The organism is Aedoeadaptatus coxii, from assembly GCF_001553115.1.
Taxonomy (GTDB): domain Bacteria; phylum Bacillota; class Clostridia; order Tissierellales; family Peptoniphilaceae; genus Aedoeadaptatus; species Aedoeadaptatus coxii.
Map to the genome: position 1 here is coordinate 45,898 of NZ_KQ960183.1, position 14,177 is coordinate 60,074.

General features: G+C 38.0%; 14 protein-coding genes and 1 pseudogene. 12 read left to right on the forward strand and 3 right to left on the reverse strand.

Annotation, left to right across the window (positions count from 1 at the left end; genetic code table 11):
* Positions 1–7: 7 nt before the first annotated feature.
* Positions 8–1,414: a protein adenylyltransferase SelO gene (locus HMPREF1863_RS08450; protein ID WP_068370033.1), complete on the reverse strand. Its 1,407-nt coding sequence runs from the start codon at positions 1,412–1,414 to the stop codon at positions 8–10.
* Positions 1,415–1,495: 81 nt separating this feature from the next.
* On the opposite strand from HMPREF1863_RS08450, the gene rlmD reads away from it, so the two are divergent.
* Positions 1,496–2,824, forward strand: coding sequence for a 23S rRNA (uracil(1939)-C(5))-methyltransferase RlmD (gene rlmD, locus HMPREF1863_RS08455; RefSeq protein WP_068370036.1), 1,329 nt, complete (start codon positions 1,496–1,498; stop codon positions 2,822–2,824).
* Positions 2,825–3,044: 220 nt separating this feature from the next.
* Here the strand turns inward: rlmD and HMPREF1863_RS08460 are convergent, their stop codons facing one another.
* Entirely contained in the window at positions 3,045–4,340 is a 1,296-nt protein-coding gene (locus HMPREF1863_RS08460) for a double zinc ribbon domain-containing protein (protein ID WP_068370039.1), read from the reverse strand.
* Positions 4,340–4,687, reverse strand: a complete 348-nt coding sequence (locus tag HMPREF1863_RS08465) for a helix-turn-helix domain-containing protein (RefSeq protein ID WP_068370042.1) — start codon at positions 4,685–4,687, stop codon at positions 4,340–4,342. The genes HMPREF1863_RS08460 and HMPREF1863_RS08465 overlap by 1 nt, the downstream gene beginning before the upstream one ends.
* A gap of 181 nt (positions 4,688–4,868) precedes the next feature.
* On the opposite strand from HMPREF1863_RS08465, the gene HMPREF1863_RS08470 reads away from it, so the two are divergent.
* The 11 genes and pseudogenes from HMPREF1863_RS08470 to HMPREF1863_RS08520 all read left to right on the forward strand — a co-directional run bounded on the left by HMPREF1863_RS08470 (position 4,869) and on the right by HMPREF1863_RS08520 (position 14,022).
* Entirely contained in the window at positions 4,869–5,093 is a 225-nt protein-coding gene (locus tag HMPREF1863_RS08470; protein ID WP_019117877.1) for a hypothetical protein, read from the forward strand.
* Positions 5,094–5,354: 261 nt separating this feature from the next.
* Positions 5,355–5,942 carry an RNA polymerase sigma factor gene (locus tag HMPREF1863_RS08475; RefSeq protein ID WP_068370045.1) on the forward strand — a complete coding sequence of 196 codons (588 nt, stop codon included), beginning with the start codon at positions 5,355–5,357 and terminating at the stop codon, positions 5,940–5,942.
* Between the two features lie 85 nt (positions 5,943–6,027).
* Positions 6,028–6,279: a hypothetical protein gene (locus HMPREF1863_RS08480; protein WP_068370048.1), complete on the forward strand. Its 252-nt coding sequence runs from the start codon at positions 6,028–6,030 to the stop codon at positions 6,277–6,279.
* On the forward strand, positions 6,242–6,520 hold the full coding sequence (locus HMPREF1863_RS08485) for a hypothetical protein (RefSeq protein ID WP_192867038.1): 279 nt from the start codon (positions 6,242–6,244) through the stop codon (positions 6,518–6,520). Before HMPREF1863_RS08480 ends, HMPREF1863_RS08485 begins: the two co-directional genes overlap by 38 nt.
* A pseudogene (locus HMPREF1863_RS08490) lies at positions 6,520–7,632 on the forward strand (DUF2800 domain-containing protein). Before HMPREF1863_RS08485 ends, HMPREF1863_RS08490 begins: the two are co-directional and overlap by 1 nt.
* Position 7,633: 1 nt before the next feature.
* Positions 7,634–8,185, forward strand: coding sequence for a DUF2815 family protein (locus HMPREF1863_RS08495; RefSeq protein ID WP_094208053.1), 552 nt, complete (start codon positions 7,634–7,636; stop codon positions 8,183–8,185).
* A 9-nt stretch (positions 8,186–8,194) separates the two neighbouring features.
* Entirely contained in the window at positions 8,195–8,395 is a 201-nt protein-coding gene (locus tag HMPREF1863_RS08500) for a hypothetical protein (protein ID WP_002834902.1), read from the forward strand.
* Positions 8,370–11,228: a DNA polymerase gene (locus tag HMPREF1863_RS08505; RefSeq protein ID WP_068370058.1), complete on the forward strand. Its 2,859-nt coding sequence runs from the start codon at positions 8,370–8,372 to the stop codon at positions 11,226–11,228. The genes HMPREF1863_RS08500 and HMPREF1863_RS08505 overlap by 26 nt, the downstream gene beginning before the upstream one ends.
* Before the next feature lie 12 nt (positions 11,229–11,240).
* A complete protein-coding gene (locus HMPREF1863_RS08510; protein ID WP_009431911.1) occupies positions 11,241–11,441 on the forward strand; it encodes a hypothetical protein in 201 nt (66 codons plus the stop codon).
* Complete coding sequence (locus HMPREF1863_RS08515; RefSeq protein WP_068370061.1) at positions 11,434–11,820, forward strand: DUF7768 domain-containing protein; 387 nt, start codon at positions 11,434–11,436, stop codon at positions 11,818–11,820. Before HMPREF1863_RS08510 ends, HMPREF1863_RS08515 begins: the two co-directional genes overlap by 8 nt.
* Positions 11,821–14,022 (forward strand): phage/plasmid primase, P4 family, encoded by a 2,202-nt coding sequence (locus HMPREF1863_RS08520; protein ID WP_068370064.1) that lies wholly within the window; start codon positions 11,821–11,823, stop codon positions 14,020–14,022.
* The last annotated feature ends 155 nt before the right edge of the window (positions 14,023–14,177 follow it).

A 14,177-nucleotide genomic window follows, 5' to 3' on the forward strand; every position in this document is an offset into this window, starting at 1 on the left:
CGTACCATTAGGTGCCGCAGAAGGTTTTGTAATGAGGAATGCCCGGCGCGGTGCGTAGCGCCTTTTGCGCCTCGCTGTGGGCGAAGGGATTTTTTAAGAGATCAAGAAACTGGAACAAAAAGTTGCTGTCACCTTCTTCCGCTTCCTGAATGGCCCGCTCCACCAAATAATTTTTCGGAATAATTGCCGGATTCGTTTTTAAACGGAGAGCTTGCCCTTCCTCGCCGGTTTTTTCCGCGAGCTTTTCGTAAAATCCACGAAAAGCGGGCGACCACTTTTCTTTTTGATCGCCGTAAGTGATGCGTAAAAAAGCCTCCGTGTAATCCAGCGTGTCGTCGTAGAGAATGGAGAGGAACTCCCGAATCATAGGTTCGTCCTCTTTGGAAATATTCTTAAAGCCCAATTTTTCGCCCATCTTTTTAACATAAGCGGTCTCAAACGTGCGGGCGTAATGGTTGAGGGCGCTTTTCTTTTTTTCGTCTGCACGGGCAGGATCTTTATCTAAAAGATTGAAAAGGGCATCCCCCAATTTATCTAAATTAAAAATGCCGATCTGCCCTTGATTTTCAAAGCGATAGCGGCCGAAGTGATCGATGGAGCTGAACACCGTCTTCGGGTCGAAGACATCTAAAAAAGCGCAGGGCCCGTAGTCGATGGTTTCTCCGGAGATCGTCATATTGTCCGTGTTCATGACGCCGTGAACAAAACCCAAAGCCATCCATTGGGCGATGAGGTTCCCCTGGCGTTCGGCGACCCGGCATAAAAAGTTGTAAGCCCTGTCCGGCGAATCGGCGAGATCGGGATCGTGACGGCGGATGGCGTAATCCAAAAGAGCTTCCACATCGCCGCCCTCCATATTCGCAATCCATTCGAAAGTGCCGACACGCAAATGGCTCGACGCCACCCGGGTCAAAACGGCGCCCTCTTCCTCTTGGCTCCGATAGACGGGCTGCCCCGTCTTTACCACGGCGAGAGCGCGGGTCGTGGGCACGCCTAAAGCGTACATGGCCTCGCTCATGATATATTCGCGGATCATGGGGCCGAGACACGCGCGCCCGTCGCCGCCCCTGGAAAAATCCGTGCGGCCGGCGCCCTTCAGCTGAATATCGCGGCGCTCGCCATTGGGCGTGATCTGCTCGCCGATTAAAATAGCGCGGCCGTCGCCTAAGATGGCAGGGTAGCCGAACTGGTGGCCCATATAGGCCATGGCGATGGACGACGCCCCCTCCGGCATCTTATTGCCGCTTAAAACATTTAGCCCCTCATTAGAAAAAAGTTCATCGGGGTCTAAACCCAACGCCTCGGCGAACGAAGGATTGGTTATAAAAAAAGAAGGCTGCGCTACCGGCGTGGGATCCACCTTGCGGAAAAAAGCACCGGGCAGCCTTTCGTAAGAATTGTCAAAATTAAACATAATATCACCGGTAAATACTTACCCTCATAAAGGTAGTTCACCCATCCATGGTATAATATGGGCAACAGAAAAGGAGGCATTATGGCAAAAAAGTATAGAGAAGGCGAGATTGTAGAGCGTCATTTTCCCAATCGTTCCGTAGTAAAAACGGAAGACGGCACAGAGATTCACGTAAAAGGCGGTTTGCCCGGACAAAAAGTAGGCGTGCGCATCACGCGCAATCGTGCAAACAATAAAAAGGGAAAAATCGTGGAAACCTTGGCGCCGTCGCCTATGGAAACTGCCCCCGATTGCCCCCACGCTTCCATTTGCGGCGGCTGTATGTATCAGACGTTGACCTACGAAAAGGAGTCGGCGCTAAAAAAAGACATGCTCGACGACCTCTATGGCCGGGACGTGCCCTATACCATGGCGCCTCAAACCTACCATTACCGCAACAAAATGGAATACACTTTCGGCGACGAGGAAAAGGGAGGACCCTTAACCCTCGGCCTTCATCATAAAAAAGGATTTTACGACATCGTCTCCACTTCAGGTTGTCTCCTGGTGCCCGAGGATATGGAAACCATTCGCGCGGAAGTGGAGCGTTATTTCCGCGAACGTAACACGCCCTTTTATCATCGCATGTGCCACGAGGGCACCCTGCGTTACCTCGTGGTGCGCCATGCCCGCGCCACGGATACGTACCTCGTGAACTTGGTGACCACGTCGGATCCTGTGGATGAAGACGATTTTGTTACATTCTTGCAAAGCTTAAACCTCAAAGGCACCATCGCCAGCATTTATCACACCATTTCAGACGATTGGGCCGACGCCATTAAACCGGAGAAAATTCTTCGCCTGGAAGGGGATGATTATTTGGAAGAGCGTCTGTTGGATTTAAACTTTCAAATCGCGCCCTTTTCTTTCTTCCAACCCAATCCCGATACGGCGAAATTAATTTACGAAAAAGCCCGCGCCCTGGCCGGTAGAGAAAAAGGCGTGGTCTACGATTTATATTCCGGCACGGGAACCATCGGTCAAATCCTCGCGCAGGAAGCGAAAGAAGTTATCGGCATCGAAATCGTGGAATCCGCCGTGGAGGATGCCAATCGCGCGGCAAAAGCCAACGGCATCGAAAACGCACGCTTCCTCGCCGGCGACGTACTGGAGCTTATCGATACCCTTACCACGCGCCCCGATCTCCTCGTCGTGGATCCGCCTCGCGACGGCATCCATCCGAAAGCCATCGACAAACTGGCCGCATTAAACGCCCCCCGCATCCTTTACATCAGCTGCAATCCCGTGACGCAAAAAAGAGACATCGAAATCCTCGAAGCGAGCGGATACAAAGTGGAACACCTGGAGGCCGTGGACCAATTCCCGAGAACGGCACACGTGGAGACTGTAGTATTGATGTCAAGAAAATAAGATAACAGGATATAAGACTGTTGAAATCAATGGCTTTTGGGGTTTTAGAAGAAATCCTAAAAGCCATTTCTCTATTAGAAAAACACCTTGTGGGAATATATTAATAGTAAAAATCTTAGGGGTGTGTAGACAGAATAGATATTTATAGGAGAGTGGACAGAATAGACATATAAAATATAAAAAAAGAGCTAGCCAAAAATAAATAGGCTAGTTCTTTTAGTTAGAAAGGAAGCTGGTCATCACTTGGAAAATCAAATCCTGAATTAGAATCATCAGTAAAATTTTTATTGTATTCACTGTGGTCGCATAAGATTCCATCTATAAAAAATATTGTTTTAGCCCCACAAGTTTCGCAGTATCTGGCATTACTTGGGTTATGATGTATTTCAACAATATCATCAAAACCATTAAAATTCTGAGTATGAATTCCTTCACAATCATTATATAAGTTAGTTCCACATATTTTGCAAAACAATGCATTATCACTAAATTCTTCATTTCCGCATTTAGGACAAATTTTTACTTTCATTGTTGATTCATCAAATTCTACACCATCATCATAAATCATATCTATCTCACCTCTTTCCTGGTTATTTTCTTTTATATGGTCTTTCATTGTAGTAGTGCTTCCACACGTTGAGCAGTAATAATCGGTTAATTTAACATTGTGATCCTTATTATTTGAACAAGTGTTAGATATGGGAACTCCACAAATTGGACAGAATTTTGCATTGCGATTAGAGTTTCTATAACCACAAATAATACACGTATCATATTTAGTAGAATCTATACCATCAGTTAAAGGTTGATATTTAAAACCAAAGGCCAAAGACTTGGAACCACAATTAACACAATAGTCTGCTTCTTTTTCATGTTCCATTCCGCATTCAGGGCAATATATACTGAGAGGATTAAATGTGTTTTTAAAAAAAGAAAGCATAGAATTAGAAAAATCTCTTAAGTCTCTTGAAATATATTGTAATCTAACTTCAGCAGCTCGGACTGTTATGCTAAATAAATCCGATAGTGTGCTAGGATTTTTCTTTTTTTCAAACACAACAACTTGTTCAGCAAGAGGTGCTGGTGATAATAGATTTCTAGCAAAATTATTTGCTTCTTTTTCAAGTTCTTCGTATTTATTCTTACTAACACCTTTTCTGGACAGAACATCAACACCATACATTTGGTGATGGCCAATAAAAATATGTCCTAGTTCATGAGCTATGGTAAATCTAATCCAGTTTTCAGTTTTATCCACGTCATTATAATAAATAATATACTTATTTGTATCGGGTCTATAACTACAGGCGCCTAAATTACTATCGAAAAAATCAATCACATCTTGTAAAGAACAGTTAGCATCATTCATATATTCAGAGTAAGTTTTTACACTGATTTCATTGCTAAAGCAATCAATAATTTTATTTAAATCAACAGGAATTTCAGAGATATCGGCATCTTCCAATAATTCATATGATTTCTCTAGGGAAATCTTATAATCTGGAGTATACCTCACTATTGCATATCTCCATCTGCACTGCCAAATTCTTCTTCAAAATGCTTCTTTAATACCTTTAACATCTCTTCTTTTTTTCCTTGATCCATGTTTCTTGCTGCTCTCTGAATAATACGAATTTCTGGTTCATCATCTATTTGCTTATTTAAGGCAAGCAGATAGTTATAGTCGATTTGTAGAACTTCAGATATAGCCTTAAGAGTGTTATTATCTGGAGTTATTTTATCGTCGTTTTCAATTCTCGAAACAGTAGAATTACTAATTTTTACTTTTTTTGCCAATTCACGCTGAGAGATGCCTAGCTCTTCACGTCTATTGGATATAACCTTTCCCAAAGTGTCTTTCATAAACTTCCTCCTTATAATAATATTATAGCACAAGTGTTGCATGCAATCAACACATGTGGTATAATTTATGTTGAATAGATGGAACGAGATAACTTCTATATTTTTTTAAGTTGAGCGTTCCATTAAATCAACAACAAGAAAGAAGTTATTTTATCACAAGCTAAAATATAAAGAAAGGAAGATGCCTATTAAAGAAATTCAAGAAGTAAAAGATGCAAATAATAAACTTATTTGTAAAATTGAAGCAGAAACTGGGATATTACAAAATATCTATAAAAAACAAGAAATTAAAGTTAGACTTGAAGTCGGACAAAGTATTGAACTAGCTAGAGGTGGATGTATCACCTTAGTTAAAAGAATAGATAAAACAGAGTACGACATAAAGAGTTACAAAAAATCAGCATAAATTTTTAAGAGCTGCAAGACGGCCTAATTTATCTTAACGGATGAATTAGGCTTTTTTTATTACAAATTATATCAAGCCTGATTAGCTATAAGGGCGTGAGATACACATATAAACTAATTTCAATCAATTTTGAAAGAAGTATATGGAGTACCTCTAGTTTCTTATAGCCTTTTTTAGGTGAAAGACAACTATGCTCCATAAACTGTAGGTAAAATTTGTATTTCTCGCTCCTTGCTATCGGGCAAGAAAGCGAGGAATATTTTGAAAATTAGAAAGACTAGATCGGACGAAAGAACCACGTATGTTTATAGGTTTGCAGATGAAACAAAAGTGGAACTAAAACCAGGAAAAGATGGGATAACAGAAGTGGACATCAAAAAACTACATGCTTTAGACGACAGTGAAGTTTACTATAACAACAAGAATCTAAGACCTGAACGAACTAAAGAAGAGAAAGCTGAAATAGATGCGTGGAAACAAGAATTTATAAGCGACTTTAAAAAGAGTCATGGATACGAACCTAATGAGGATTTGTTAAAAGGAGAAGTAGAGGAAAGATTCCCAAGGAACTATAACTTATCTCTTGATTTCGATAACGATGGGGATATTGATCCCGATAAAAGATTAATAGCAACTATTAAATCCAAAGACATGAATGAAGAATTTGAATGGTCGGAGCATATGGAAGATGTACTTTCTTTATTAACGGATAAACAGCGATTAGTAATCAAGTTGATGTTTGTGGATGGATACAAGCAGTCAGAAATTGCAGATTTAATGAATATATCTTCAGCTGCGGTTAAGAAACATTTGGATAAGGCAAAAGAAACAATCAAAAATAATTTTTAAATATTTTAGGACGAGGTTAAAAACTCGTCCTTTTTCTTTGCCTGTGATTTGTAAGGGAGATGACCCTTTCAGAAAGGAGGCAAACATGAGGCACAAAATAATCATCAATGTAACAAATGAGAAAGGACAAAAGACAAATGTCCTTAAAGGTGCAGTCGGAAAAATTCCAAACAGATTAATAAAATTTTTGTTTGGAGGCTACAGACAAATTTATCTATTAGACCCTGGGATGACAGTTGATTCAGTGGATGTTAGAGAAATCGAGAAAGGAGAAAAAAGTGTCAAGAATAAAGCTACTAATGGAAATCAAAGAAGATGCAGAGAATCTTGCATCTAGTATAGGTGTCCTTCTCACAGCTTTAGAAAGTAATGAGGAAGTTCCTAAAAAGGAAGAAAAAGTAAATCAGAACGAAAAGATTTATGAGATTGAAGATGTTAGAAAGATACTAGCCGACAAATCAAGATTAGGTCATACAGCAAAGATAAGAGAACTCTTAGAAAAGTATGGGGCTAAAAAATTATCTGAGATTGATCCAAGTAACTATAAAGACTTGGTAGCAGATGTGGAGAAGTTGTAATGAGTGCTCATGCTATTTTATCAGCATCATCTTCTAATAGATGGATTCACTGTCCACCAAGCGTTAGGCTTTCTCAAAAATATGAGGATGAGGTTAGTCCTTATGCACTTGAAGGCACCTCAGCTCATGCCCTAGCAGAATATAAACTAAAGAATTTATTAGGCATAGATGTTAAAGATCCTACTGATGATTTGGATTTTTATGATGAAGAAATGGATGAGTTAACCGAAGGATATGCATCATATGTAACAGAAGTAATAAGTAGATACGAAAGCTCAGCCGTCTTTGTTGAAGAAAGGCTTGACCTTTCAGAATATGTTAAGGAGTCCTTTGGAACTGCTGACTGTGTAGTTGTTGGAGAAAAAGAACTTCATGTAATAGATCTAAAGTATGGTTAGGGAGTTTTAGTAGATGCTAAAGAGAATTCACAACTCATGTTATATGGACTTGGTGCTTTGACTCTCTTCGATGGAATTTATGATATCGAGAAAGTAGTTCTTCATATCTATCAACCAAGAAGATGCAATATCTCAACTTATGAAATCAAGAAGATAGAACTTTATGAGTGGGGAGAAACCATACGAGAGATTGCTGAGAAAGCATATATAGGCGAAGGAGAATTCTCTTGTGGAGAATGGTGTATCTTCTGCAAAGCTAAGAATAAATGCAGGAAAAGAGCGGAAGAAAACCTAAAACTGGCACAAGAGGAATTTACCCTACCACCAGAACTATCTGACGATGAAATTGAAGAAATCCTACCAAGATTAGACGAACTGGAACAATGGGTCAAAGATATCAAGGCTTACGCTTTAGAAAAAGCAATGAAGGGCCATAGATGGAAGGACCTAAAACTTGTCGAAGGTAGGTCTAATAGGAAATACCGAGATGAAGATGAAGTTATAAACAAAGTAAAAGAACTGGGATTTAACCCCTTTGAAGAGAAGTTACTTGGCATCACAGCTATGACTAAGTTACTAGGTAAGAAAGTCTTTGATGAAAATATCACCGACTTATTAGAAAAACCAAAAGGAAAGTTAACCTTAGTAAGCATTAGAGACAAACGAGAGGAAGTAAAAATTGACAATGTTAAAGAAGAATTCGGAGGTAAATAATATGTCAAATATAAATAAAACAAAAGTAATTACAGGTGAGGTTAGATTATCTTATGCAAATGTCTGGGAACCAAAGTCAATCAATGGTGGTAAAGAAAGATACTCAGTATCTGTCATTATCCCAAAGAGCGACCAAAAGACAATTGAGAAGATTGAAAAGGCAGTAGATGCTGCTATTGATGAAGGACTTTCTAAATTCAATGGGAAAAAACCTAATAAGAAAGCTATCAAACTTCCATTAAGAGATGGTGACACAGAAAAAGATGATAAAGCATATGCTGATGCATATTTCTTAAATGCCAACTCTATGACAGCACCTCAAATTGTAGATAGAAATGTAGAACCTATTCTTGATAGAAGTGAAGTCTACTCAGGGGTTTATGCAAGGGTATCCCTTAACTTCTATGCCTACAATGTAAATGGCAATAAGGGCGTAGCGGTTGGGCTTGGAAATATTCAAAAGCTAAGAGATGGTCAACCTCTAGGAAATAGGTCTAATGCAGCAGATGACTTCGATGCTATGGACGATGATGACGAAGATTTCTTAGCATAGGAGGTAGAAATGGACTATTTAATTACAGCAATAGTTTTAGCTATTTGGTCCTTTTTATGGTATAAGCTTGGATTTTTACAAGCTCAACTAAAAGAACTAGATAGAGATATCAGAAAAATAGAAAAACAAATAAAAGAAGATAGAAAAAATAATTTAGCAGAATTAACAAAGCTTAGTGATAGCTATGAAGAAATTGTCCATAGATCTTGAGACCTATTCTTCAGTTGATTTAGGCAAAAGTGGTGTATACAAATATGCCGAGAGTGAGGATTTTGAAATCCTCCTTTTTGCCTATTCTATAGATGATGGAGAAGTTAAGGTCATAGATTTGGCAAGTGGAGAGATTATTCCTGAAGAAATATTAGCAGCACTTAGTGATGAAAGTATAGAAAAGTGGGCCTTTAATGCAAATTTTGAAAGGGTGTGTTTATCAAAATTTCTTGGAGAGAGATTAAAACCTCAAGGTTGGTACTGCACTATGATTTGGTCAGCCTATCTTGGTCTACCTCTATCGCTTGAAAAAGTAGGAGAGGTTTTAAAACTAGATAAGCAAAAGATGAATGAAGGCAAGGCTCTTATAAGATATTTTTCTATTCCATGTAAACCAACTAAGACAAATGGTATGAGGGAAAGAAATCTACCACATCACGATTTAGAAAAGTGGTCTACCTTTAAGGAATATAACCGAAGAGATGTGGAAACAGAAATGGCGATTAAGAAAAAATTATCAGCATTCTCTATGCCTCATTCAGAATGGGAAAACTACTGGACAGACCAGAACATCAATGATAGAGGGATTTTGATTGATGAAGTTTTAGTTGATTCAGCTATTAAATTTGATGAAATATTACGAGAAGAGAATATGGACAGAGCCATAGAACTAACTGGTCTTGAAAATCCAAATTCTCCCTTACAACTAAAAGAATGGCTAAATAATAAAGACTTAGAGATAGATTCATTAGCTAAAAAAGACGTAGAGTCTGCTCTTAAAAATGCTGAAGGTAATATTAAAGAGGTATTGGAACTTAGACAAGAATTATCTAAGTCTTCAGTAAGAAAATACGATGCTATGAAAAATGTAAAAGGAAAAGATAATCGAGCAAGAGGTCTGATCCAATTTTATGGGGCAAACAGAACTGGCAGATATTCAGGCAGACTTATTCAAGTTCAAAACTTAAGAAGAAATAATCTAAAAGATTTAGAACTAGCTAGGAGTCTTGTAAAAAATAGAGATTACGAAACTATGGAGATTCTATATGAATCGCCCTCTGATATTTTATCCCAACTAATAAGGACAGCCTTTATAGCAAAAGAAGGCACCAGGTTTATTATTTCAGACTTTTCAGCAATAGAGGCCCGTGTCCTTGCATGGCTTGCAGGGGAACAATGGGTACTGGATGCCTTTAAAAATGGAGAAGATATCTATTGCAGAACAGCATCGAGGATGTTTGGCGTTCCAGTTGAAAAGCATGGAGTTAATGGTCATCTTAGACAAAAAGGAAAGATAGCGACGTTAGCTTGTATTGCTGAAGGCGAGTTGGTTCTTACAGATAAGGGGTTAGTTCCTATAGAAAAACTTACAAAAGCTCATAAATTATGGGATGGAGAAAACTGGGTTTCACATGATGGAGTTATATATAAGGGGATAGGAGAAGTGATTGAATATGATGGGCTTAGAGCAACAAAAGACCATATCGTATGGATCGAGGGGCAAGAAAAGCCAATACAATTTGGAGAAGCTGCCACCAGCGGAGCACATCTCCTACAATCAGGAGATGGTAGGAGAACAATACGGGTGGGTGAAGATTATAAGCCCAGAAAAAAGATGGGCGAAAAACTGGAATTCTTGTTATGTCCTCACAAGATGTCAAGGCTGTGGAAGCATTCAATGGCAAGACAGGGGAAATTTAACAACAGGAAGGTCAAAAGGATGTCAAGCTTGCTCCCAGACAAGACAAATTCCACGATGGTTGGACAGAAGGCTAACAGCAGCAAAGCAAAGGTGTACCAACCCAAAAGATCCAGAGTTCAAAAACTATGGAGAAAGAGGAATAAAATTCAAGTTTCCATCAATTCTAGAGGCAGGTCTTTATTTAATAGAAAGATTTGGATTGCCAAAAAGAGAACTAGAAATAGACAGAATAGACAACAATGGGCATTACGAAAGAGGCAACTTAAGATTTGCGACTCGTATAGAGAATGCTTCGAACAAGAGAAATACTGTATTAACAGAATTTCATCAAAAATACTGGCCTTATGCACGAAGTGTTGTTATAAGGAAACTTTCAAAAGGATTAAGCCGAGACGAAATTATAGAAGATGCAGAATTAGCTGTATTCGAGAAAAGAAAAAATTGGAAAGGTATAGAAGCAAGACTAGACTTTATGATATACGAAATGCCGGAAAGAATAACCGTTTTACCGTATCAGGGAAATTAGTTCACAACTGTGGCTACCAAGGAGCCTTAGGTGCTCTTAAAGCAATGGGTGGTATTGAGATGGGTTTATCTGAAGATGAACTTCAATCAATAGTCGATTCTTGGAGAGAGGCTAATCCTAACATCGTAAGCTTGTGGTGGGATATAGATTCAGTCGTAAAAAGAGTTGTAAAGACTAGAAGTAAAGAAGAATATAAGAGCCTAGTTATTAGCTATGAAAAAGGCATTCTTTTTATACAACTACCCTCAAAAAGAAGACTAGCTTATCCAAAGGCAAAAATAGGGATGAATCGATTTGGTGGAGAATCAATTGTCTATGAAGGAATCGTAGTAGGAAATAAGTGGGACAAGATAGAATCTTACGGAGGAAAGTTTGTAGAAAATATTGTTCAAGCAATAGCCAGAGATATTTTAACTGAAGCTATGATGAGACTGGAGAAAAAAGGATTTAATATCGTCATGCATATTCATGATGAAGTTGTAATAGAAAGTGATTCATCTAGTATCGAAGAGATAAATGAAATCATGTCCATAGCTCCTATTTGGGCACCTGGACTTATCTTAGATGCAGATGGATTTGAAAGTGAATTTTATAAGAAAGACTAAGGAGGTTTATTCATGTTTTATGTTAAAGAAAAAATAAATGATGTCATGGAAGTAAGCATTGAAATAAATGATGAGAATGTATTTTGCACCTGTCCAAAGTGCGGAAAAGAAGTTCGAGTCGATTTAGTTGAAGTATTGGAAGAGGGGGATTTAGTTTCTACCCAAGTTTGCTGTAATACTTGTAGTGAAACAATGAGGGATATTTATGAATAAGGAACTATACAACGGGAGTGGGTGCAAGGACCCCACTCCTTATCAAACAATTAAAAATGCAGAGAAGAGATACTATCCCCTGGTATATATCTGCAGTCCATTTTCTGGAGATGTAGAAAATAATGTAATCAAGGCACAGAAGTATTCTCGCTATGCTTTAGATGAAGGAAATATTCCCATCGCACCACATCTTTTATTTCCTCAGTTTATGAGTGATGAAAGTGAGAGAAGACTTGCCATGCATTTTAATTATGTCCTTCTTGGAAAATGTGAAGAAGTATGGGTCTTTGGTGACAAGATAAGTCCTGGAATGGCTGAAGAAATAAAGATTGCTGAGAAGAGAAAAATGAAGATTCGCTATATAAAGGAGGTATCCTAATTGAAAATATACACCTCAAATTTAATAGGAGTGGAGTCAAACTGTGTTTATCCAAATGAGGTTAATGCAGTAGATGTAAGGTCTTTTGAGAAAGCTGCGAGTTTCGACCATGTAATGGCTAAGTATAAAAATTCCTATCGATCCAATGATAATTTTATAGAGTCAGAATGTGTCCCTATGGATATAGACAATGACCATTCAGAAAATCCAGATGATTGGATTTCAGCTAATGACTTAAAGAGAATATTTGATGGAGTTAAATTTGCCATAGTTTACAGCAGAAACCATAGAAAAGAAAAAAATGGAAAAGCTGCAAGACCAAGAATGCACATATATTTTCCAATTCCTAAGATTACAAATCTTGATGACTATGTAGAATTAAAAGAAAAATTGGCAGAGACTTATACTTTCTTTGATGGAAATGCTTTAGATGGAGCGAGGTTTTTCTTTGGAGTTAAGAATCCTGCCGTTGAAATAGTTAGGGGAAGGAAATATATAACTGATATTCTAAAAGATGACTTTGAGGATTTTGATAATTCTCAAGACTTGATTCAGCAAGGCTCTAGAAATTCAACTATGAACCATTTTGCTGGTAGGGTTCTAATTCGATATGGAAATACAGATGAGGCGAGAGAACTATTTGATAAAAAAGCTAGTCTTTGTTCACCACCACTTCCAGATGATGAACTGGAACAAATATGGAGGTCAGCTTGTAAGTTCTATAAAAAAGTATCAGCATGTGAAGATTATGTGCCACCTGAAGAATACAATGAAAGATATGAGGAATATAAGCCAGAGAAACTTACAGATATAGCAATGGCTGAAATCTTTACTAAGCACAACAAAAATAAAGCTATCTACACCATATCTCAAGGCTGGCTTTATTGGACGGGCAAGAAATGGGAAGATTCTGAGCTAAAAGTAATGAGTCTTTATATGGAGACTGCCAAAAAAGTTTTAGAAAATGCAAGCATTGAATTTAAAGAGACCTATCAAGAATTAGCAGATGCTGAAATGATGGGAAATAAGGAAGAAAAGGCACAAGCAAAATTAAAAGTAAATACTGCAAAAGCTTATCTCAATTTTGCTAAAAAAATGAACGACCACGGAAAAGTATCTGGAATATTAAAACTAGCTAAGTCTTTGTTAGAAGTTAAAAATGAAAAACTTGATGCAGATGCTTTTATTTTAAATACACCTGTTGGAGTTATTGATTTAAAAACAAGTGAAATAAAAGAGCATGACCCGTCTTACTATTGCACGAAGATTACTGCCCTAGCTCCAAGTAAGGATAATATGGATATGTGGATAGCTACTTTAAGGGATGTAACTGGTGGAGATGATGAGTTTATTAATTTCTTAAAGTTCCATGCAGGGTCGACATTAATAGGTCATGTTTATGAAGAAGCACTCCTTATAGCTTACGGAGATGGAGGAAATGGGAAGTCTACAGTCTTTAATTCAGAGGCTCACGTTCTTGGAGACTATGCAGGTAAAATTCCAGCTGAGTCTTTAACAACAAGAGCGAAGAATGTGAAGGTTGATCTTGCAGAGTTATGTGGTAAGAGATTTATTCTAGCCTCTGAAACAGAAGAGGGTCAAAGACTGTCAAGTTCTATGTTAAAGCAGATAGCAAGTGTTGATGATATTTCAGCAGAAAGAAAATACTATGCACCCTTTTCATTTACGCCAACGCATTCTACTATTCTCTATACAAATCATCTACCAAAGGTGGGTTCTAATGATCGAGGAACCTGGAGAAGAATTGTGGTGGCTCCATTTTCTGTTGCCATTAAAAATCCTAAGACAGACTATATAGATAAGCTTCTAGAAAAAGCAGGTGGGGCAATTCTACAGTGGATGATTGAAGGAGCAAAAGAATATATAGATGCAGGCTTTAAATATCCAAAGTGTAATGTTGTAGATGATGCTAAAAGATTATATAAGGAAGAGAATGATTGGATAAACCATTTTATTTCAGATAAATGCATAAAAGGAACAAATTATAAAGAAATGAGTGCAAGGTTATATCAAGTTTATCGTGAGTGGGCTGGTTCAAATGGAGAATACATTAGGAACAATAGAGATTTTTCACGAGCCCTTATAGCAGAAGGTTATGAAAAGAAAAGGACAAATAGGGGAATTGAATGGGGCGGTATAACCATCAATGATTTAATGGAGTCGGAAGACGACTTTTTATAAATGCATCTTAGTGTAGCATTTATAGGCTAAATAAAGATGATTGTATAGAAAAAAGTTTTTCTTAATTAATGAAAAGTGCATACACTAAACTACAAAAAGACATGACTATTTACACTTGACTTAACACTTAAATGGCTTAATATACGCATTTTGTA

Bases quoted from the DNA above. Each gene is read 5' to 3' on its own strand.
- HMPREF1863_RS08450 (WP_068370033.1), bottom strand. From the start codon at position 1,414: ATGTTTAATTTTGACAATTCTTACGAAAGGCTGCCCGGTGCTTTTTTC.
- rlmD (WP_068370036.1), top strand. From the start codon at position 1,496: ATGGCAAAAAAGTATAGAGAAGGCGAGATTGTAGAGCGTCATTTTCCC.
- HMPREF1863_RS08465 (WP_068370042.1), bottom strand. From the start codon at position 4,687: ATGAAAGACACTTTGGGAAAGGTTATATCCAATAGACGTGAAGAGCTA.
- HMPREF1863_RS08470 (WP_019117877.1), top strand. From the start codon at position 4,869: ATGCCTATTAAAGAAATTCAAGAAGTAAAAGATGCAAATAATAAACTT.
- HMPREF1863_RS08480 (WP_068370048.1), top strand. From the start codon at position 6,028: ATGAGGCACAAAATAATCATCAATGTAACAAATGAGAAAGGACAAAAG.
- HMPREF1863_RS08485 (WP_192867038.1), top strand. From the start codon at position 6,242: ATGGAAATCAAAGAAGATGCAGAGAATCTTGCATCTAGTATAGGTGTC.
- HMPREF1863_RS08495 (WP_094208053.1), top strand. From the start codon at position 7,634: ATGTCAAATATAAATAAAACAAAAGTAATTACAGGTGAGGTTAGATTA.
- HMPREF1863_RS08500 (WP_002834902.1), top strand. From the start codon at position 8,195: ATGGACTATTTAATTACAGCAATAGTTTTAGCTATTTGGTCCTTTTTA.
- HMPREF1863_RS08505 (WP_068370058.1), top strand. From the start codon at position 8,370: ATGAAGAAATTGTCCATAGATCTTGAGACCTATTCTTCAGTTGATTTA.
- HMPREF1863_RS08510 (WP_009431911.1), top strand. From the start codon at position 11,241: ATGTTTTATGTTAAAGAAAAAATAAATGATGTCATGGAAGTAAGCATT.
- HMPREF1863_RS08515 (WP_068370061.1), top strand. From the start codon at position 11,434: ATGAATAAGGAACTATACAACGGGAGTGGGTGCAAGGACCCCACTCCT.